This window comes from Microbispora sitophila, assembly GCF_014892245.1.
Lineage (GTDB): Bacteria > Actinomycetota > Actinomycetes > Streptosporangiales > Streptosporangiaceae > Microbispora > Microbispora siamensis.
Genome location: NZ_JADBGC010000015.1, coordinates 199,566 through 218,601, shown reverse-complemented (window position 1 = coordinate 218,601; position 19,036 = coordinate 199,566). Strand labels below are relative to the sequence as shown.

The following is a 19,036-nucleotide window of genomic DNA, read 5'->3' as shown; positions in this document are numbered from 1 at the left end:
CCAGGGGCGCGTGAGCGGAAACACAGGCCGCCTAATTTCTGTCGTGCGATAGAAATTCACCCCCCCGGAGGAGAACGCGTCATGGCGACCAGCACGACGTACGGCGCGCGAGAGCACGCCCGAGCCCAGGAGGGCACCACAAGCGACACCATGCCGGTGCTCCCGGCCTCGGACTGGCCCACCCCGCCCGGCGGCGTCGACCCCGCCGACCTCGTGTGGGCCGAGACCGTCGCCGGGGGCGGCTACACCCACAAGGTGCTGGCCCGGGGCACCGAACTGCGCCTCACCGACCTGGCCGGCGACGCCTGCGCGCACCTGCTGCTCTACGTCGAGGGCCGCCCCTGGGAACGGCTTAACGTCGCAGACACCGTCAAGGTGCTGTGGAACGCCTACCTCGGCGAAGGCCACCTGCTGCTGTCGGACCAGGGCCGCGTGCTGGCCTCGGTGGTCGCCGACACCTCCGGCCGGCACGACACCATGTGCGGGGCCTCCACCCTGCGGCGCAACACCGAACGCTACGGCGACGGCTCCCCGCACGGCCCCGCGCCCGCCGGGCGCGAGCTGTTCAAGCTGGCCGCCGCCAAGCACGGGCTCCAGTCGCGGGACCTGCCCCCGTCGATCTCCTTCTTCCAGGGGGTCAGGGTCGGCCCCGACGGCGGCCTGACCTTCACCGGCTCCGCCGGGCCCGGCGCGTCCGTCACCCTGCGCGCCGAAATGCCGCTGACCGTGCTCATCGCCAACACCGCCCACCCCATCGACCCCCGCCCCGCCTACACCTGCACCCCGCTGGAGGTCCTGGCCTGGCGCGCCCGGCCCACCGGCCCCGGCGACCCCCTCTGGCAGGCCGTCCCCGAAGGCCGCCGCGCATTCCTCAACACCGCCGAGGTGACCCGATGACCGTGCTGGACATGACCGTGCCCGCCCGCGCCCCCTGGTCGGCGATCATCCGCACAGGGCAGGAGCTGACCATCACCGACCTCGGCGGCAACCAGGCCGTCGACTGCCTGCTGTACGACGCGCACGACACCGCCGTCCGCTACAGCGCCCCCGACACCATCCACGCCCAGGGCACCATCTTCCTCACCACCGGCAGCGTGCTGCTCTCCAACGAGCACACCCCGCTGATGACCGTCGTCGCCGACACCTGCGGCCGCCACGACACCGTCGGCGGCGCCTGCTCGAAGGAGTCCAACACGCTGCGCTACGGACACCACACCTACTCCCAGCACGCCTGCGTGGAGAACTTCCTCATCGAGGGCAGCCGCCACGGGCTCGGCAAACGCGACCTGGTCAGCAACATCAACTGGTTCATGAACGTCCCGGTCGAACCCGACGGCACGCTCGGCATCGTGGACGGCATCTCCGCTCCCGGCCTCGCCGTCACCCTGCGGGCCGAGACCGACGTGCTGGTCCTCGTCTCCAACTGCCCGCAGATCAACAACCCGTGCAACGGCTTCGACCCCACGCCGGTGCGGATGACGGTCCGATGAACACCCTCCTCATCGCCAACCGGGGCGAGATCGCCGTCCGCGTCATCGCCACCGCCCGCCGCCTGGGCCTGCGCACGGTCGCCGTCTACTCCGACGCCGACCGGGGCGCCGCCCACGTCCGCCTGGCCGACCACGCCGTACGGCTCGGCCCCGCCCCCGCCCGGGAGAGCTACCTGGACGCCGACCGGGTGCTCCGCGCCGCCCTGGACAGCGGCGCGGACGCCGTCCACCCCGGCTACGGTTTCCTGTCCGAAGACGCCGCCTTCGCGCGCCGGGTCGAAGCCGCCGGGCTGGCCTTCGTCGGTCCCACCCCCGAGCAGCTCGACCTGTTCGGCGCCAAGCACACCGCCCGCGCCGCCGCCGAGCGGGCCGGGGTGCCCCTGCTCCCCGGCACCGGCCTGCTCCCCGACCTGGACGCGGCCCTGAGCGCCGCGCAGGACATCGGCTACCCGGTCATGCTCAAGGCCACCGGCGGAGGCGGCGGCATCGGCATGCGCGCCTGCCGGGACGCCGGCGAGCTGGCCCAGGCGTGGCACAGCGTCCAGCGGACGGCCGCCGCCAGCTTCGCCTCGGCCGGGCTGTTCCTGGAACGCCTCGTCGAGGGCGGCCGGCACGTCGAGGTCCAGGTCTTCGGCGACGGCATGGGCGACGTCGTCACCTTCGGCGACCGCGACTGCTCGCTCCAGCGGCGTCACCAGAAGGTGCTGGAGGAGGCCCCCGCTCCCGGCCTGCCGCCGCTGGTGCGGGCCAGGCTCGCCGACAGCGCCGCCGGCCTGTGCGCCTCGGTGCGCTACCGGTCGGCGGGAACCGTCGAGTTCATCTACGACCCGGCGCGCGCCGAGCCGTACTTCCTGGAGGTCAACACCCGCCTGCAGGTTGAGCACCCGGTCACCGAGGCGATCTACGGGGTCGACCTGGTCGAATGGATGCTGCGCCTGGCTCAGGGCGACGTGAGCCACGTGCACGCCGCCCTGCGGAACCCGCCCGCGGCCACCGGCCACGCCGTCGAGGCGCGGGTGTACGCCGAGGATCCGAGCCGCGACCACCGGCCCAGCGCGGGCCTGCTCACCCGCGTCGCGTTCCCCGCGGGCGTGCGGGTCGACGGCTGGGTGGAGACGGGCACCCAGGTCAGCAGCGCGTACGACCCATTGCTCGCCAAGGTCGTCGCGCACGGCGCCGACCGCGACCAGGCCCTGGACCGGTTGGCCGCGGCGCTGGCCGAGACCGGGATCGACGGCGTCGAGACCAACCTCGGCCTGCTGCGCGCCGCCGTGGGCGATCCTTCCGTGCGGGCGGCCACGCACGGCACCGCCACCCTGGCCGGGCTCACCGACGGCTCCCGCCGCATCGAGGTGGTGCGGCCCGGCACCCTCACCACCGTCCAGGACTGGCCGGGACGGACCGGCTACTGGCAGGTGGGCGTGCCGCCGTCGGGACCGATGGACGACCGCTCCTTCAGGTACGGCAACACCGCCCTGGGCAACGACCCCGGCGCCCCCGGCCTGGAGTGCACGCTGCGCGGCCCTGCGCTGCGCTTCAGCCACGCCACCACCGTCTGCGTCACCGGCGCGCCCGCGCCCGTCACCGTGGACGGCACGCCCGTCCCCCAGTGGGAGCCGGTCACCGTGCCCGCCGGCGGCGTGCTGGACATCGGCGCCGCCGAAGGGCCGGGACTGCGCGTCTACCTGCTGATGGCGGGCGGGTTCGACGTTCCCGCCTACCTGGGCAGCGCCGCGACGTTCACGCTCGGCGGGTTCGGCGGACACGGCGGCCGGGCCCTGCGCGCCGGGGACGTCCTGCATGGCGGGCGCCTCGCGGAGGGCAGTGCCGATCCCGGTGAGCGGCCCGAGTTCGGGCACGCCTGGCGGATCGGCGTGGTCGAGGGCCCGCACGCCAACCCCGAGTTCTTCACCGACGACGACATTCACGACTTCTACGGCGCCCAGTGGAAGGTCCACCACAACTCCGCCCGCACCGGCGTCCGCCTGATCGGCCCCAAACCGCGCTGGGGCCGCCTCGACGGCGGCGAGGCGGGACTGCACCCCTCCAACATCCACGACACCCCCTACTCGGTGGGCGCCGTGGACTACACCGGTGACATGCCGGTCGTGCTCGGTCCCGACGGCCCCTCGCTCGGCGGGTTCGTCTGCCCGGCCACCGTCGTCACCTCCGAACGCTGGAAACTCGGCCAGCTCCGGCCCGGAGACACGGTCACCTTCGTCCCCGTGCCCCCCGCGATCGGCGTTCCCGGCGACGGCGGCGTGCTCCACCGCCTCCCCGAGACCGGCGAGCGGCCCTGCGTCACCTATCGGCGCAGCGGGGACGACAACATCCTCGTCGAGTACGGGCCGATGGAACTCGACCTGGGCCTGCGCATGCGCGTGCACGCCCTGGCGGAGGCGCTCACCGCCCGCGGCCTGCCCGGCGTCGTCGACCTCACCCCCGGCATCCGCTCGCTCCAGATCCATCTCGACCCGGCCGCGCTCTCCCAGCGCGACCTGCTGGCCGAACTGCTCCGCATCGAGGCCGGTCTGCCGCCCACCGGAGAGCTGGAGGTGCCCAGCCGCGTCGTCCACCTGCCCCTGTCCTGGGACGACCCCGCCACCCGGGAGGCCATCGCCCGCTACATGGCGGGAGTGCGCGACGACGCGCCCTGGTGCCCGTCGAACATCGAGTTCATCCGCCGGGTGAACGGCCTGGACGACGTGGCCGAGGTCCACCGCATCGTCTTCGACGCCGAATATCTCGTACTCGGGCTCGGCGACGTGTATCTCGGCGCTCCCGTGGCCACCCCGCTCGATCCCCGGCACCGTCTGGTCACCACCAAGTACAACCCCGCCCGCACCTGGACCGCCGAGAACTCCGTCGGCATCGGCGGCGCCTACCTGTGCGTCTACGGGATGGAAGGACCGGGCGGCTACCAGTTCGTGGGCCGTACCACGCAGGTGTGGTCGAGCTGGCAGCAGCGCGGCGCGTTCCAGCCCGGATCGCCCTGGCTGCTGCGTTTCTTCGACCGCATCCGCTGGTATCCGGTCACGGCGGAAGAGCTGCTGGAACTACGCGCCGACCTGGCGGCGGGGCGCCTCGAACCCAAGATCGAAGAAGGGGTGTTCCGGCTCGCCGACTACCGTCGCTTCCTGGCCGAGCACGCCGGCTCCATCGCGGCCTTCCGCGAACGGCAGGCCGCCGCCTTCGCCGCCGAACGCGCGGCCTGGCAGGCGTCGGGCGAGTTCGACCGGGCGGAGCAGCCCCAAGGGCCGGCCGAGACCGAGCTGGAGCTGCCACCGGGCTGCGAAGCGGTGGAAGCGGAGTTCACCGCGAGTGTGTGGCAGATCAGCGTCACGCCCGGCCGGCGGATCGCCGCCGGGCAGCCGCTGATCGTGCTGGAGGCGATGAAGATGGAGTCCGCCGTCCTGGCCCCCGCCGACGGCGTGGTCGAACGAGTCCTGGTCGGCCCCGGTGACCAGGTGGAGGCGGGCACCCCGCTGGTGGTGCTGAGGAGTGATCGTGGCTGAGACGGCGCTGCAACGAGTCCGCAGGGCCTATGCCCGGATCACCGAGACGGACCGTCCGGAGATCTGGATCGACCTGCGGCCACAGGCCGACGTGGAGGCCGAGGCCGCCGCCGTGGACGCCCGGGCGACGGGCGGCGAACACCTCCCTCTCGCGGGCCGCCTGCTGGCCGTCAAAGGCAACATCGACGTGGCCGGGCTGCCGACCACCGCCGGCTGCCCCTCCTACGCCTACCTTCCGGACGCCGACGCCCCCGCCGTGGCCCGGCTCCGCGCGGCCGGCGCGGTCGTGCTCGGCACCACCAACATGGACCAGTTCGCCACCGGGCTGGTCGGCACCCGTAGCCCCTACGGCGCGGTGCGCGCCGCCACCGACCCGGCCCGGATCTCCGGAGGGTCCAGCTCGGGCTCGGCGGTCGCCGTCGCGCTCGGCCTGGCCGACCTGGCGCTCGGCACCGACACCGCGGGCTCGGGCCGGGTGCCCGCCGCCTTCAACGGCATCGTCGGGCTCAAGCCCACCCGCGGCCTGATCCCGGCCGAAGGCGTGGTCCCGGCCTGCCGCAGCCTGGACTGCGTCAGCGTCTTCGCCCGCACACTCCCCGAGGCCCAGCGGGCCTTGGCCCTCATGACCGGCCCTTCCGCATCGCCCGTGTCCCGTCCGGCCCGCCGCCCGGGGCCGTGGCGGGTGGCGGTGCCCGCCACGACTGATCTCGGGTCGCTGGCGCCGGGCTGGGCCGAGGGGTTCGAGGCGACGGCCGCCGGGCTGGCCTCGGCGGGCGTGGAGATCCGCCCGATCGACCCCGCCCCCTTCCTGGAGGCCGCCGCGTTGCTCTATCAGGGGACGTTCGTCGCCGAGCGTTACACCGCCGTCGGCGCGTTCGTCGACGCGTTGATCGAGAGGGGCGGCCCGGACCTGGATCCCGTCGTCGCCTCCGTCATCACCGCGGCCCGTGACCTGCCCGCCCACCGCCTGTTCGCCGATCGGGAACGGCTCGCGGCGCTGCGCGAGCGAGCCTTGTCCCTGCTCGGCGACCGCGACGCCCTGCTCCTGCCGGTCACTCCCCGCCATCCCACCCTGGCGCAGGTCGCGGCCGACCCCGTCGGCGTCAACAGCGATCTCGGCCGCTTCACCAACTTCGTCAACCTCTTCGACATGTGCGCACTCGCCGTACCCGCCGGGCAGGTGGACGGGCTGCCGTACGCGGTCATGCTGGTCGGCCGGGCTCACGCCGACGACGATCTGGCCGCCATCGCCCGGCTGCTCCGGCCGTCCGTCCGCCTGGCGGTGGTCGGCGCGCACCTGTCAGGACAGCCGCTCAACCACGAGCTCACCACGCGGGGCGCCCGTCTGCTCGCCACCACCAGGACCGCCTCGCGATACCGGCTGCACGCCTTGACCACCGACCCGCCCAAACCCGGACTCGTCCGGGTCTCCGAGAACGGCGCGGCCATCGAGTGCGAGGTGTGGGATCTTCCCGCCGAAGGGCTGGGTGACCTGCTCGCGGCCCTTCCCCGCCCGATGACGCTCGGCCAGGTCGAACTGGCCGACGGCACGAACGCGCCCGGCTTCCTCTGCGCTCCGGAAGGGCTGCGGGACGCGGCCGACATCACCGCGCACGGGGGGTGGCGCGCCTACCTCCGATCCGCGGCGGTCCATGCCTGACACCTACTCCCCGACACGCCCCAGTCATCCAGCCGGGAGGACGGCGGCGGCGACGGCGAGACCCGCCTGCCGGATCGCCTCGACCAGGGCGTGCTCGCGGCCCGCCGGCCCGTGCGCGAGCACGGCGTAGCCCTCCCACCGCGCCCCGGCCATGACGCCCACGTCTGCCCGCGTCCCGGCGTCCGTGCCGGTCTTGTTCGCCACCCAGACCCCGGCGGCGTACGGCAGGGCCGCCGGCGGGTCGCGGTCCTCGGGCTCGTGCGGGAGCAGCGCGGGCACCAGCGCGCGGTCGGTGTTGTGCGCCATCCAGCCGAGCAGCAGCCGCTGCCACGGCTCGCGCCCGTACGCCAGCGACCGCATGAGTCCGGCCAGCTCACGGGCCGTCCCGGTGGCGAAGGCCGGCGGATGCCCGGGAAGCCGGGGCTCGCGGATCCTGTCGTGGATCCGGGTCCTGGCCAGCCCGAGCGCGGCGGCGGCCGCGTCCACCCGGCCGAGCCCGAGCCACCGCAGCAGCGCGTTCGTCGCGGTGTTGTCGCTGACGGCGGCGGTGAGCAGCGCGAGATCGCCGGCCGTCCAGTCGCGGGCCGACAGGCCGGTCAGCAGGCCCGACCCACCCGCGTAGTCCTCGTCGAGCAGCGTTACGCGCTCGCCCGGGTCCACGACGCCCGCCGCCACGTCCTGCGCGAGCGCCGCGAGCAGCAGCACCTTGCCGGTGCTCGCCAGCGGCAGCACCACGTCCTCGTTCAGGCCGAGCGCCCCGGGCACGCAGACGGCCAGCGTGCCCGGACAGGAGGCCGCCACCTCCTCCAGCCGCAGCGTTTCCGGCCCGCCGGAATTCATCGCGTCCGTTCCTTTCCGCTCTCGCCGGACTTGCACGAGGTCACAGCGCGAGCACCCGGCCCGGCCGGGCGCCGGTCTCCTCGCCGCCGCGCACCACGACCCGGCCACCGGAGACGACCGCGTCGATGCCGGCGGGCGGCAGCAGCGGCTCGGTGAACGTCGCCCGGTCGGCCACCGTCGCGGGGTCGAAGACCACCAGGTCGGCGTGCGCGCCGTCGCGGATCACACCGCGTCCGGTCAGCCCGAAGCGCGCCGCGGCCATCCCGGTCATCTTGTGCACCGCCTCCTCCAGTCGCAGCAGCCCAAGTTCCCGGACGTACCGGCCGAGCACCCGCGGGAACGTCCCGGCCCAGCGCGGGTGCGGACGCCCGCCCGGCTTCGGCACGCCGTCCGAACCGATCATCGCGTACGGCGCGGCCAGCACCCGCCGCACGTCCTCCTCGACCATCGAGTGACTGATGATCGTCACCTCGCCGGCCTCGGCCACCAGCAGATCGGCGGCCATGTCGAGGGGGTCGGCGTCCGCCGAGGCCGCGAGGTCGGCGATGGTCCTGCCCTCCGCCTGGGGGTGGCGGGGCGCGCACGCCACCGAGATGCGGTCCCAGCCGCCGTTGCCCACCGTGTTCTCCCAGCCGGGCACGCCCTCCGCGATGGCGCGGCGCATCCGGTCGCGCTGGGCGGGATCGCCGAGCCGGGCCGTCAGCGCCCCCAGACCGCCGTCGTTCGCCCAGGGGGGCAGCATGGCGGCCAGCGCCGTGCTGCCCGCCGTGTAGGGGTAGACGTCGCAGGTGACGTCCATGCCCTCGGCACGCAGCGCGGCGATGCGCGGCAGCGTGCGCTCGGTGCGGCCCCAGGCGTACCGGCCCGCGGTCTTGTGGTGCGAGACGTGCAGCGCCGCGCCGCTGCGCCGGGAGATCTCGATCGCCTCCTCCAGCGCCTCCTCGACGCGTGACATCTCGTCGCGCAGGTGGGTGACGTACGGCTTGCCGTGCCGGGCGGCCACCGCCGCCAGCGCCACCACCTCGCCGGTGCCGGCGTACGAGCCGGGGGTGTAGATCAGCCCGGTGGACAGCCCGGCCGCGCCCTGCGCCAGGGAGGCGTCGAGCAGCGCGCACATCGTGCGCAGCTCGTCGGGCCGGGCGGGCCGGTCCACGGGGCCGAGCACGCCCGCCCGGAGCGTGCCGTGGCCGACGAGCGAGGCCAGGTGGTTGGCCCGGGGCACCCGCGCGTGGGCGGCGGCGAAGCCCGCGAAGTCGGCGTACGCGCCGACGCCGCCGCCGAAGGTGATCCGCGTCTCGGCCCGCATGGCGGGCAGCCGCTCCGGCAGGGCCGGGAAGAGACTGGACCCGCAGTTGCCGCAGATCTCGGTGGTCACGCCCTGCAGCACCGACGCCCGCACCAGCCTGGAGCCGCCGGACGGCCCGAGCAGTGTGACGCCGTCGGAGTGCGTGTGGACGTCGATGAAGCCGGGGGAGACCACCCGTCCGGCCGCGTCGATCACCTCGGCCGCGCCCGTACGGGGGGCCTCGCCCGGGGCCAGCACGGTCAGCCGCCCGGCGGCGACCCCGACGTCGGCGGGCCTGCCGGGGCGGCCGGTGCCGTCGACCAGCAGGCCGCCCCGAACGAGCAGGTCGAAGCCGCTCACTGGACCTGCCCGAGGAAGGTGCGCAGCCGCTCGTGGCGCGGCGCCGCGAGCACCTCGCGCGGGTCGCCGCGCTCGACGATGACGCCGTCGTCCATGAACACGAGCTGGTCGCCGACCTCGCGGGCGAAGTTCATCTCATGGGTGACGACCATCATGGTCATGCCGGTCGCCGCGAGGTCCCGCATGACGGCCAGCACCTCCTGCACGAGCTCGGGGTCGAGCGCGCTGGTCGGCTCGTCGAACAGCATCAGGCTGGGCCGCATGGCCAGGCTGCGGGCTATGGCCACCCGCTGCTGCTGGCCGCCGGACAGCTGGGCCGGGTAGTGGTGGGCCCGGTCGGCCAGGCCGACCCGGTCGAGCAGCTCCCGCGCCTGCCGCCTGGCCTGGGCCGCGGACGTCCCCAGCACGGTGACGGGCCCCTCCATCACGTTCTCGATCGCGGTGCGGTGCGGGAACAGGTGGAAACGCTGGAACACCATGCCGATGCCGCGCCGCTGCCGGGACAGCTCGTGAGGGCGCAGCGCGTGCAGCCGGCCGCCGCGCTCGGCGTAGCCCATCAGCTCGCCGTTCACCCAGATCCGGCCCGAGTCGATGGTCTCCAGCCGGTTGACGCAGCGCAGCAGGGTCGACTTGCCCGACCCCGACGGGCCCACCACGCACACCACCTCGCCGGCGGGGACGTCGAGGTCGATGCCCTTGAGCACCTCGAGCGACCCGAAGCGCTTGCGGACGGCGCGGATACGCACCATCGGCTGATCGGCGTTCACGAGAGCTCCTTCGACGGCGGGGGCTCGTTGGATGGTGGGGGCTCGTTGGATGGTGGGGGCTCGTTGGACGGTAGGGGCTCGTTGGATGGTGGGGGCTCGTTGGATGGTGGGGGCTCGTTGGACGGTGGGGGCTCGTTGGACGGTGGGGGCTCCTTGGACGGCAGCGGCGACAGGTTGCGGCGGACCCGGGAGGACAGCCTCACGTGGCCGCGCTCGAACCGCTTCTCGATGAAGTGCTGCCCGACGCTCGCGATCGTGGTGAGCACGACGTACCAGATCGAGGCGACCACGAGCATCGCGATGACCTCGAAGTTGCCGAGGTAGATGCGCTGTGCCACGGTCAGCAGCTCGGCCCCGGCGATCACGGAGACCATCGAGGTGGTCTTCAGCATCGAGATGAACTGGTTGCCGGTCGGCGGGATGATCACCCGCATGGCCTGCGGGAGCACCACGCGGCGCAGCACCTGCCGGTGCGACATGCCGAGCGACTCGGCCGCCTCCCGCTGGCCCGGGTCGACCGAGCGGATGCCCGCGCGGACGATCTCCGCCATGTACGCGCCCTCGTTGATCGCCAGGCCGAGCAGCGCCGCGGTGAACGGCGTGATGACCGCGTTCGCCTGCCACTCGATCAGCTTGGGCCCGCCGAACGGCACGCCGATCGCGAAGGTGGGGAAGACCAGCCCGATGTTGAACCAGAAGATGAGCTGCACCAGCAGCGGCGTGCCGCGGAAGAACCACGTGTAGAGGGCGGAGGTGCCGCGCAGCACGGGGTTGTCCGACAGCTGCATGACGGCGGCCAGCACGCCCAGCGCCAGGCCGATGGCCATGGACAGCACGGTGAGCTGGATCGTGACCCACAGACCGCCGAGGATCCTGCCGTCGGCCAGGTAGGCGACGATGACGTCCCAGTGCAGGTTCTCGTTGACGGTGATCGTGTAGGCCAGCCAGGCGAGGAAGAGGAGGGCGACGGCCGCCCCCAGCCACCGGCCGGGCCGTACGGGGCGTACGGCCTCGATCGGCAGCTCGGCGTCGGCCGCCTCCTCTCGGGTCACTTCCACGGCTGGGTGTTGACCAGCACGCCGTCGACGGCGTTGGCCGTCACGCCGTACTTGTCCAGCACGGACGTGTAGCCGCCGTCGGCCTGGAGCTCCTCCATCGCCTTGGCGACCGCGTCGCGCAGCGCCGTCTTGCGCTTGTCGACGGCGATGCCCCACGGCCCGGCCTCGTACTGTTCGGACAGCACGTCGTACTTGCCGGTGTCCTTGGCGTACATCACGGCGACGGGGTAGTCCACGATCGTGGCCACCGCGCGCCCGGAGTCGATCGAGAGCAGGCCGGTGGGCGCGTCCTCGCTCTGCATGATCTTCATCTTCGTGGCGCACTTCTCGTTCTGCTTCTCGCCGATGGCGAGGTTGGAGCTGCCCTTGGCCAGCACCACCGTGCGGCCGCACAGATCATCGAGGGTCTTGATGCCCTCCGGGTTGCCCTTCTTCACCATGATCGCGCCGCCGGCGTTGAAGTAGTCGATGAAGTCGACCGCCGCGCGCCGCTCCTCGGTGTCGCTCATCGAGGACATCACGATGTCCCAGCGCCCGCCCTGGAGGCCGGGGATGAGGCCGTCGAAGGCCGCGTTGGTGATCGAGAACTTCAGCCCGAGCTTGGCCGCGATGGCGGCGCCGAGGTCGGGGTCGACACCGGTGAGCTCCTGAGTGCCCTTCTTGTACATCTCCATCGGGGGGTAGCCCTCCGACGTCGCGACCCGCAGCGTGCCCGTCTTGCGCACGTCCTCGGGAACCAGGTCCTTCGCGGTCTTGCCCGTCGTCGCCGCCGCGTTCTCGCCCGCGGCGGTCCCCGACGACGAACGCCCGCAGCCGCCGGCGAGCGCCGACACGACCAGCGCGCCAACTATGGCCACACATAGGCGCTTTGTCATGGAACCTCCTGTTTTGCGAACGATTGAGCTTATGTTGGCGACAGGAGGTAACGGGCGTAACAATCGTGAACGCTTGTGGTCCTCAGCATCGAACTCTTCGATGCTCTTCGGTGAGATGCGGCAAGCCGGTTCCACGCGGCCCGCAAGTAGTGATCACTACGTTCGGAGCATGACGACGAGAACGCCGGCCGGTGCAGCGACCCCGAGTACTTCTACGGCGACTGCAGGGGCTTCTGGCTGGTCGGCCCCAAAACCCTGGGGTATTGGGGCTACACCGGGAAGACCCAGTACGCCCCCACGCTCTCCGAGCCGTTGTGCCCCCTCGGAGGACCCACTCCCGTGGTGTTCGGCGACCGGGCGGGTTCGAGGGGGCTCCGGCACGTCGGACGGGGGCACACGGCCAAATACGTGACCTGGCCCAATCACTGCGAGCCGCAGGGCGGCTCGGGGCGGAAGGTGCGCTTCACCCAGCGAGAGTGGTTCCTGACGACCTCCAAGATCCTGGTGGCGGACGTGTATGAGCACAGGGAACTGTCCGGCGTGCTGAAGAACGCCACCTGGAGCTGATCCCCGGAGTCCGGTATTCATCAGCCCCCGAGCCCGGGCGCCGGGCGGGAGACCGAGACCGCGGGCCGTACGACCGCGACCCGGGCACGGTGGACGGCGGGCTTGCCCGCCGGGCGCGCCCCGGCGGCCCAGCACACCGCGCCCGCGGCGACGGCCGCCACCAGCGCGAGCCATCCGAGGGCCCGCCCCGCGCGCAGACCGTATCCGCAGGCCAGCCAGTACAGCGACAGCAGCAGTCTCATCCGGCCGCGCGGGCTGCCCAGCCGCCGCATCTCCATGGCCCCGAACGCGAAGTCGGCCGCCACGCGCGCGTCGTCGACGCCCGGCCGCAGCCGCTCGTACAGAACCGCCAGGCGCGCCGGGTCGGGTTCCCGCTCCCCGGCCGGACCGGCCGCGTGCTCGTCGGCGCCCGGTGCCGGCCATCCGCGCCACAGGTGCTCGTCGGCGATGACCCGGCGGCGGCTCCACCACCGTACGGGCGGCCATCCCAGGCGCAGCCCGAGCCCGCCCGGGGGCGCGGCGAACACGCACTCCCGCAGGCGCAGGCCCTCGGGATGGCGCAGCCCGCCGAGGCCACACGCCCGCAGGTCCGCCCCGGTCAGCGTGAGCGCGCCCGCGTCGAGGCCGTCGAGCGAGGTCACGCGCAGCCGGCCGGAGCGCCGGGTGACGGCGGACAGCCCGGCGAGCGTCGCGTCCCGCAGGTCGACCTCGGCGTCGGACAGCCGTGCGGCGAGCCGCCCGAGGACGGCCGCCGCGCGAAGCACCACACGGCACCCGCCGGTGTCGATGTGCAACGGCGCGCAGGCCCGTACGCCCGCGAGCGACAGGCGCCGCACGATCCGCATCGGACCGAGGTAGGCCGCCCCCTCGAAGCGGGCGCCCTGGAACTCGGCGCTCGCCCCGCAGTCCGAACCGCGGAAGGAGACGGCCCGGTGGAACCGGGCGCCGCGGAAGCAGGCGTCCCCGTGGAAGGTGGCCGCGTCGAACGTGGCGAACCCATGGAATTGCGCCTTCTGGAATGACGCGTTCGCCGTGCCTCCGGGTGGCGGGGTGCCGAACCGCGCGGCGCCGAACAGGGCGTCGCCGCGCACCGTGACGTGGTCGAACGCGGCGTGGCCGCACACCCGCGCGTCGTGCAGGGAGAACTCGCGCAGGCACCGGGCCTCGCGGAAGGAGACGTTGCGGAGGAACCGGGCGCCGTAGAACGAGGCGAGACGGTCGAACCTCGCGTGGTCGAAGGTCGCGTCGCCGGCGAAGACGACCTCGCCGAAGCGGGCCGGACCGGTGAAGACCGCGCGGTCGAACCTCGCCCTGCCGACACGGTGCTCCACGCCGTCGAGGACCCGCGTGAGCAGGTCCTCCGCCAGGACGGTGCCGCGCAGGTCGAGGGCCTGGCCGGGCGTCAGGCCCCGCAGGAGTTCGGCCGCCTCGGCCGGCGTGAGGTGTGCCAGGCATCTGCCGTAGGGCTCGTGGGCGACGCCGAGGCACTCGGGCACGGCGTCACACGTTCTCCAGACCACGTCGAGCGGAGTGATCCGCGACCGGGGTGTCATGGCAACGTCATACCCGATGTCCCGTCTCGGGACGTTAAAGCGTGATGGATAGGTAACAGTGTGTATCCATCAGGCGATCGCCCCAGGGCTTCTCGCCGGTCGTTTGCCCTGGACGGGCAGGGGTACCCGACGTGCATGTCTGAGCAGCCGAACTCCACACCGCCACCGCAGACGCAGCCGTACCCCGGCCGGACGGGCGAGATGACGCCCGAGCCCAGGGACGAGATGCGCGACTACACCGGACGTGACCTGCTGGCGGGCAAGCGTGCCCTCGTCACCGGCGGCGACTCCGGCATCGGGCGGGCCGTCGCGGTGGCGTTCGCCAAGGAGGGGGCGGACGTCGCGATCGCGTACCTGACCGAGCACGAGGACGCCGAGCACACCAGGAAGCTGGTGGAGCAGGAGGGCCGCCGCTGTCTGATCATCCCGGGGGACCTCGCCGATCCCCGCCACTGCGAGGAGGTCGTGGAACGCACGGTCCGCGAGCTCGGCGGGATCGACGTGCTCGTGAACAACGTGGCCACGCAGTCCCCGGTGCAGTCACTGGAAGAGCTGTCCAATGATCAGTGGGAACGCACCTTCGCGGTGAACATCCACAGCTACTTCTGGGTCACGAAGGCCGCGCTGCGGCACATGCCCGAGGGCGGCTCGATCGTCAACACCTCGTCGATCAACGGGCTGCGCGGCAACAAGACTCTGATCGACTACTCCGCGACCAAGGGCGCGATCAACGCGTTCACCTATTCGATGGCCCAGGTGCTGGTCGAACGGGGGATCAGGATAAACGCCGTGGCTCCCGGCCCGGTCTGGACGCCGCTCATCCCGTCCACGTTCCCCGAGGAGAAGGTGGACAAGTTCGGTGAGCAGGTGCCGATGGGCCGGCCGGCCGACCCGGACGAGATCGCTCCCTCGTATGTGTTCTTCGCCGCCAACCGGCTGTCGTCGTACTACACGGGCGAGGTTCTCGCCCCGATCGGCGGCGAGACGCTGCCCGGATGAGATGGCGGCGCCGACGACCGGCGGCGCCGATGGCGCGGGTTGACGTCACAGGGCCGCCCGGGGTCGTCCCGGGGGCCCTGTGCTTGATTCCCTGGGCCTGCTTCACCGGTTCTCGTTCAGACGGCGGCTCTGGTCCTGCAGCTCGTCGATCAGCTTGGAGGCCTCGGCCTTGCTGAGCCCTTCCGGCACGTCCCGCCCGGCCTCCCTGGCCAGCGTGCGCAGGTAGGACTCCTGCGGCGCGGTCATCGGCTCGTCCCCGGTCGCCCACTCCTCGGGGTCCTTCTCCACAGGTCCTCGGTCCATGACTCCTCCATTGTCGAACTGTCGTTCGCTCTACCCGCCGTCGTGGTCCGTAACCTGGGCTCACCGCGCCGCGGGGTGGCGGATGTACCGGGCCCGGGTGAGCTCCGAATCGCCCGGCTCCGCCCGTCGCCGCCGCAGCATCCGCGCGGCCAGCACGCCGCCCGTGGCGCATCCGGCGGCCAGCGCCGCCGCCGCGGCGAACATCGAGCCGGCGCGGGTGGACGGAGGCTCCGGCCGTACGGCGCGGGCCCGCCAGGCGCGCAGCCACATCGCCTCGGCGGCCGCGTCGAGCAGATAGGTGGGCCGGATGCGGCCCGTGGGCACGTAGACCAGGTCGACGGCGAGCAGCGTCGCCGCCGTGGCCATGCCGAGCCGGCGCGCGTGGTCGGCGCCGTCGGGAGTGGACGCGGCGCGGATCTGCGTCCATCCGATCCCCACGAGCAGACCGGCGACGGTGCGCTCCAGCCACCGGTCGGTCTTCGCGCCGAACACCTTCTCGAAGCTCGGCAGGTGCAGCAGCGGCCACAGCCCGCCGGCGATGTTGAAGAGCCCGTGGGCGCGGGCCAGGGCCGCCGCGCCCCTGTCGTCCTGGGTGGTCATAGGCCGACGATGCCCGGCCGTAAAACGGACAAACCGCACTCGGTTCGCCAGGAGGGCCGGGGGTAGGCGCATATCGAGCAGCCATGGGGGAGGACGCCATGCCCGGAAATTTCAAGATTCGGCCACTCGGGGGAGCGGCGGGCTGTCTCCTGATGATCGTCATCTCGGTCGTCGCGTCGATCCTGCTCACGATCCTGGCCAACGCCCTGATCCGCTGACGGGCCCGGCACGCTCATCGCGGACGGTGCACTGCCCCTTGTGGCCATCCGTGAGACGGGCCGTAATTGCATTAGCCGAAAAGTATGTTCCGGTTGGCACAATTCTCGCATTCCACGTGGAGAACGCCCGGCCGTGAATGTGTGCGATGACAGATGGAACATTTCGCCTATATCATCGCCGACCGTGGCTGAAAGCGATCTTTCGAGCCCGTCCCTTGTCGATGACCTGTACTTTGTCCTGCACGACAATGTGACGGGTCATCCGTTGCTTCATTCCCGGCTCACGGGGCTGGCGCTGGCCGGCGGGGTCCTCGGCGAACTGATGCTCGCCGAGCGCGTGGCGCTCGACTTCGCGTCGAACCCGGAACGCCTCTACCCGACGACCCGGGACGCCACCGGCGATCCGCTCACCCGCGCGGTGCTCGGGCACGTCATCGCCGAACCGCAGCACCCGGTCGGCACGTGGCTCCTCTTCTTCGCCCGTACGATCTACGCCGACGTCACCGCCAGGATGATCGCCGCGAACCTGCTCAAGCCGCCGGTCAGGCACCTGCTGAAGCAGCAGCCCCCCGCCCCCGCGGACATGAACACGGCCGCGTGGCCGCTCGCCCGCCTGAATCTCGCCGTGCAGCGGCGCAAGCCGCCGGTGACCGGGGACTGCGTCCTCCTGGGGCTCCTGGACGCGGCCGGCTGCGCCCAGCGGGTCCTGTCCGAGCACGATCCCCGGTTCGTGGCCGCCGCGACCGCCATGCTCCCCGTACCCCTGCGGAGACTCATCGCCCAGACCAAGGTCGCCGTCGGCCAGGCCGTCATCAGCCGCCGGTGACCTCCAACCCCCCTCACACGGAGTTGCAGGTGTCCCTCACACAGCAACGGCCCAGCGCCGTCACCGCCGCACTGGCCGAGGACCGGCTCGGCGTGCCGTCCATCGTTTTCTTCGTCATCTCCGCGGCGGCGCCGCTGATGGTCGTCGCGGGGTCGGTCCCGACGGCGTACACGGTGACGGGCGTCATCGGCGTCCCGTTCGCATTCCTGATGCTGGGCGCTATTTTCGCGCTATTCGCTGTCGGATACGTGACGATGGCCAGGCACGTGGTGAACGCGGGCGCTTTTTATGCCTATGCCGCCCAGGGGCTCGGCCGGACCCAGGGAGTCGCGACCGCCTGGGTGGCGCTGCTGGCGTACAACGCGCTGCAGCTCGGCCTCTACGGAATCATCGGATCGGCGGCCGAGCCGCTGCTCGTCGAATGGTTCGGCGGCTCGCCCCCGTGGTGGGTGATCGCGCTCGTGGCCTGGGTGCTGACCGGCGTGCTCGGCCTGCTGCGGGTGGACGTCAACGGAAAGATCCTGTCCGTCCTGCTGGTCAGTGAGATCGCCATCGTGCTGCTGTTCGACCTCGGCGACCTGACCCACGCCGCCCCGGGCGGTCTCAGCCTCGAGGGCTTCACCCCCGGCGCGCTGTTCGTGCCCGGCGTGGGTGCCGCGCTCGCCACCGTCGTCGCGGGGTTCGCCGGCATCGAGTCGTCGGTGGTCTTCGCCGAGGAGTCCAAGGACCGCCACAGGACCGTGCCCATCGCCACCTACCTGGGCATCGCGATCATCGCCGTGCTGTACGCGTTCTCCGCGTGGGCGCAGACGGTGCCGACCGGGCCGGACGGGATCGTCAAGGCCGCCTCGGAGCAGGGGACCGAGCTCATCTTCAACCAGGCCGCCACCCACCTGGGCTCCGCCGTATCGACGATCGGCTCGGTGCTGTTCGTGACCAGCAGCATCGCCTGCATGATCGCCTTCCACAACACGACGGCCCGCTACATCTTCGCCCTGGGCCGGGAGAACGTTCTGCCCTCGATCTTCGGCCGCACCTCGGCCCGCACCGCCGCTCCGATCGCCGGGTCGCTGCTGCAGACGGTGCTCGGGCTGATCGTGATCATCGTCTACGCGATCTCCGGCCTCGACCCGGTGACCAAGATGTTCTTCATCTTCGGCACCTTCGGCGGTCTCGGGCTGCTGACCCTGCTCACCGTCACCTCGATCTCGGTGATCGTGTTCTTCGCCCGCGATTCGCGGGGGGAGACGACCTGGCGCACCCGCATAGCCCCGGCCCTGGCGATCCTGGCGCTCTGCGTGATCATCGGCCTCACCCTGATCAACTTCGACACGGTTCTCGGCGTCGAGCCCGACTCGATCCTCCGCTGGATCCTGCCCGGCATCTTCGTTGTGGCGATCGTCTTCGGCCTCATCTGGGGGCGGGTGCTGAAGTCGACCCGGCCCGAGGTGTACGCCAACATCGGCCTGGGCGCCCAGGCCCTCAACGGGGGCGTCAAGTGACGATCGAGATCACCCGGATGACGGACGCGGCCGCGGCCGGCGGGCTCATCGCCGACACCTTCCACACCGACGAGATCACCAGGTGGCTCATCCCGCGGGTGGAAGACCGGCTGCCGATGCAGCGGCGGTTCTTCACGATGTGGGCCGGGCACGCGCTGGAGCACGGCGACGTCTACGGCATCCACGAGTCGGGCGAGCTGGCCGGTGTGGCGGTCTGGTTCGCCGCGCCGTTCCCCGAGATCCCCGGAGAGCAGGAGGCGATCGCGTCCTTCGCGGGGGACAACGCCGAACGCTACGGCGTCTTCGGGCAGCTGACGGAGAAGCTCCACCCCCAGGAGCCCCATCACTACCTGGCGTTCATCGCGCTGGAACGGGGGAGGACCGGCCGCGGCCTGGGCACCCTGCTGCTGGAGGAGCATCACCGCAGGCTCGACGCCGAGGGGATCCCGGCCTACCTGGAGGCGAGCAGCGAGGCGAGCCGGCGGCTCTATCGCCGCCACGGCTACGTCGACATGCCCGAGTTGCTCCGGCTTCCCGGCGGCCCGGTCATGTACCCCATGTGGCGCGAGCCCCGCTCGTCCGCGCAGGCCGGATAGCCGTACCGGTGGGGGACGGGAC

At 72.3% G+C, this 19,036-nt stretch carries 17 protein-coding genes; 9 read left to right on the top strand and 8 right to left on the bottom strand.

Annotated features, from left to right (window positions below; translation table 11 throughout):
* The first annotated feature begins 81 nt into the window (after positions 1-81).
* The 4 genes from IL992_RS27345 to atzF are packed head-to-tail and all read left to right on the top strand — an operon-like array spanning position 82 to position 6,665.
* Entirely contained in the window at positions 82-897 is an 816-nt protein-coding gene (locus tag IL992_RS27345) for an urea amidolyase associated protein UAAP1 (protein ID WP_193206229.1), read from the top strand.
* Positions 894-1,490: an urea amidolyase associated protein UAAP2 gene (locus IL992_RS27340; RefSeq protein WP_193206228.1), complete on the top strand. Its 597-nt coding sequence runs from the start codon at positions 894-896 to the stop codon at positions 1,488-1,490. The genes IL992_RS27345 and IL992_RS27340 overlap by 4 nt, the downstream gene beginning before the upstream one ends.
* Entirely contained in the window at positions 1,487-5,005 is a 3,519-nt protein-coding gene (locus IL992_RS27335; RefSeq protein ID WP_193206227.1) for a 5-oxoprolinase/urea amidolyase family protein, read from the top strand. Before IL992_RS27340 ends, IL992_RS27335 begins: the two co-directional genes overlap by 4 nt.
* Positions 4,998-6,665, top strand: a complete 1,668-nt coding sequence (gene atzF, locus IL992_RS27330) for an allophanate hydrolase (RefSeq protein ID WP_193206226.1) — start codon at positions 4,998-5,000, stop codon at positions 6,663-6,665. Before IL992_RS27335 ends, atzF begins: the two co-directional genes overlap by 8 nt.
* A gap of 24 nt (positions 6,666-6,689) precedes the next feature.
* Here atzF and IL992_RS27325 read toward each other — a convergent pair whose 3' ends face one another.
* Genes IL992_RS27325 through IL992_RS27305 form a run of 5 tightly spaced genes read right to left on the bottom strand, consistent with a single transcriptional unit; the run spans position 6,690 to position 11,850 of the window.
* Positions 6,690-7,505 (bottom strand): serine hydrolase, encoded by an 816-nt coding sequence (locus IL992_RS27325; protein ID WP_193206225.1) that lies wholly within the window; start codon positions 7,503-7,505, stop codon positions 6,690-6,692.
* A gap of 40 nt (positions 7,506-7,545) precedes the next feature.
* Positions 7,546-9,150, bottom strand: a complete 1,605-nt coding sequence (locus tag IL992_RS27320) for an N-acyl-D-amino-acid deacylase family protein (protein ID WP_193206224.1) — start codon at positions 9,148-9,150, stop codon at positions 7,546-7,548.
* Positions 9,147-9,899 (bottom strand): amino acid ABC transporter ATP-binding protein, encoded by a 753-nt coding sequence (locus IL992_RS27315; RefSeq protein ID WP_193206282.1) that lies wholly within the window; start codon positions 9,897-9,899, stop codon positions 9,147-9,149. The genes IL992_RS27320 and IL992_RS27315 overlap by 4 nt, the downstream gene beginning before the upstream one ends.
* A gap of 14 nt (positions 9,900-9,913) precedes the next feature.
* Complete coding sequence (locus IL992_RS27310) at positions 9,914-10,975, bottom strand: amino acid ABC transporter permease (RefSeq protein WP_319018857.1); 1,062 nt, start codon at positions 10,973-10,975, stop codon at positions 9,914-9,916.
* On the bottom strand, positions 10,966-11,850 hold the full coding sequence (locus IL992_RS27305) for an ABC transporter substrate-binding protein (protein ID WP_193206223.1): 885 nt from the start codon (positions 11,848-11,850) through the stop codon (positions 10,966-10,968). The genes IL992_RS27310 and IL992_RS27305 overlap by 10 nt, the downstream gene beginning before the upstream one ends.
* Before the next feature lie 408 nt (positions 11,851-12,258).
* Here IL992_RS27305 and IL992_RS27300 point away from each other — a divergent pair, with 408 nt between their 5' ends.
* Positions 12,259-12,417: a hypothetical protein gene (locus IL992_RS27300; protein WP_193206222.1), complete on the top strand. Its 159-nt coding sequence runs from the start codon at positions 12,259-12,261 to the stop codon at positions 12,415-12,417.
* Between the two features lie 20 nt (positions 12,418-12,437).
* Here the strand turns inward: IL992_RS27300 and IL992_RS27295 are convergent, their stop codons facing one another.
* The gene (locus IL992_RS27295; RefSeq protein ID WP_193206221.1) at positions 12,438-13,970 is read right to left on the bottom strand and encodes a pentapeptide repeat-containing protein; all 1,533 of its coding nucleotides are present in this window, start codon (positions 13,968-13,970) and stop codon (positions 12,438-12,440) included.
* Between the two features lie 135 nt (positions 13,971-14,105).
* On the opposite strand from IL992_RS27295, the gene IL992_RS27290 reads away from it, so the two are divergent.
* Entirely contained in the window at positions 14,106-14,969 is an 864-nt protein-coding gene (locus IL992_RS27290; protein ID WP_193206220.1) for an SDR family oxidoreductase, read from the top strand.
* Positions 14,970-15,071: 102 nt separating this feature from the next.
* Here the strand turns inward: IL992_RS27290 and IL992_RS27285 are convergent, their stop codons facing one another.
* Positions 15,072-15,272, bottom strand: a complete 201-nt coding sequence (locus IL992_RS27285) for a DUF3072 domain-containing protein (protein ID WP_030508076.1) — start codon at positions 15,270-15,272, stop codon at positions 15,072-15,074.
* 60 nt (positions 15,273-15,332) lie between these two features.
* A complete protein-coding gene (locus IL992_RS27280; protein ID WP_226873840.1) occupies positions 15,333-15,872 on the bottom strand; it encodes a hypothetical protein in 540 nt (179 codons plus the stop codon).
* Between the two features lie 402 nt (positions 15,873-16,274).
* Here IL992_RS27280 and IL992_RS27275 point away from each other — a divergent pair, with 402 nt between their 5' ends.
* The 3 genes from IL992_RS27275 to IL992_RS27265 are packed head-to-tail and all read left to right on the top strand — an operon-like array spanning position 16,275 to position 19,014.
* A complete protein-coding gene (locus IL992_RS27275; RefSeq protein WP_193206219.1) occupies positions 16,275-16,916 on the top strand; it encodes a GOLPH3/VPS74 family protein in 642 nt (213 codons plus the stop codon).
* 29 nt (positions 16,917-16,945) lie between these two features.
* A complete protein-coding gene (locus tag IL992_RS27270) occupies positions 16,946-18,418 on the top strand; it encodes an APC family permease (protein WP_193206218.1) in 1,473 nt (490 codons plus the stop codon).
* A complete protein-coding gene (locus IL992_RS27265; RefSeq protein WP_193206217.1) occupies positions 18,415-19,014 on the top strand; it encodes a GNAT family N-acetyltransferase in 600 nt (199 codons plus the stop codon). Before IL992_RS27270 ends, IL992_RS27265 begins: the two co-directional genes overlap by 4 nt.
* The last annotated feature ends 22 nt before the right edge of the window (positions 19,015-19,036 follow it).

What these genes read in the sequence shown, in the direction of transcription:
- IL992_RS27340 (WP_193206228.1), top strand. Translation starts at nt 894, where the DNA reads ATGACCGTGCTGGACATGACCGTGCCCGCCCGCGCCCCCTGGTCGGCG.
- IL992_RS27345 (WP_193206229.1), top strand. Translation starts at nt 82, where the DNA reads ATGGCGACCAGCACGACGTACGGCGCGCGAGAGCACGCCCGAGCCCAG.
- IL992_RS27285 (WP_030508076.1), bottom strand. Translation starts at nt 15,272, where the DNA reads ATGGACCGAGGACCTGTGGAGAAGGACCCCGAGGAGTGGGCGACCGGG.
- IL992_RS27295 (WP_193206221.1), bottom strand. Translation starts at nt 13,970, where the DNA reads ATGACACCCCGGTCGCGGATCACTCCGCTCGACGTGGTCTGGAGAACG.
- IL992_RS27290 (WP_193206220.1), top strand. Translation starts at nt 14,106, where the DNA reads ATGTCTGAGCAGCCGAACTCCACACCGCCACCGCAGACGCAGCCGTAC.
- IL992_RS27305 (WP_193206223.1), bottom strand. Translation starts at nt 11,850, where the DNA reads ATGACAAAGCGCCTATGTGTGGCCATAGTTGGCGCGCTGGTCGTGTCG.
- IL992_RS27335 (WP_193206227.1), top strand. Translation starts at nt 1,487, where the DNA reads ATGAACACCCTCCTCATCGCCAACCGGGGCGAGATCGCCGTCCGCGTC.
- IL992_RS27315 (WP_193206282.1), bottom strand. Translation starts at nt 9,899, where the DNA reads ATGGTGCGTATCCGCGCCGTCCGCAAGCGCTTCGGGTCGCTCGAGGTG.
- IL992_RS27325 (WP_193206225.1), bottom strand. Translation starts at nt 7,505, where the DNA reads ATGAATTCCGGCGGGCCGGAAACGCTGCGGCTGGAGGAGGTGGCGGCC.
- IL992_RS27280 (WP_226873840.1), bottom strand. Translation starts at nt 15,872, where the DNA reads ATGACCACCCAGGACGACAGGGGCGCGGCGGCCCTGGCCCGCGCCCAC.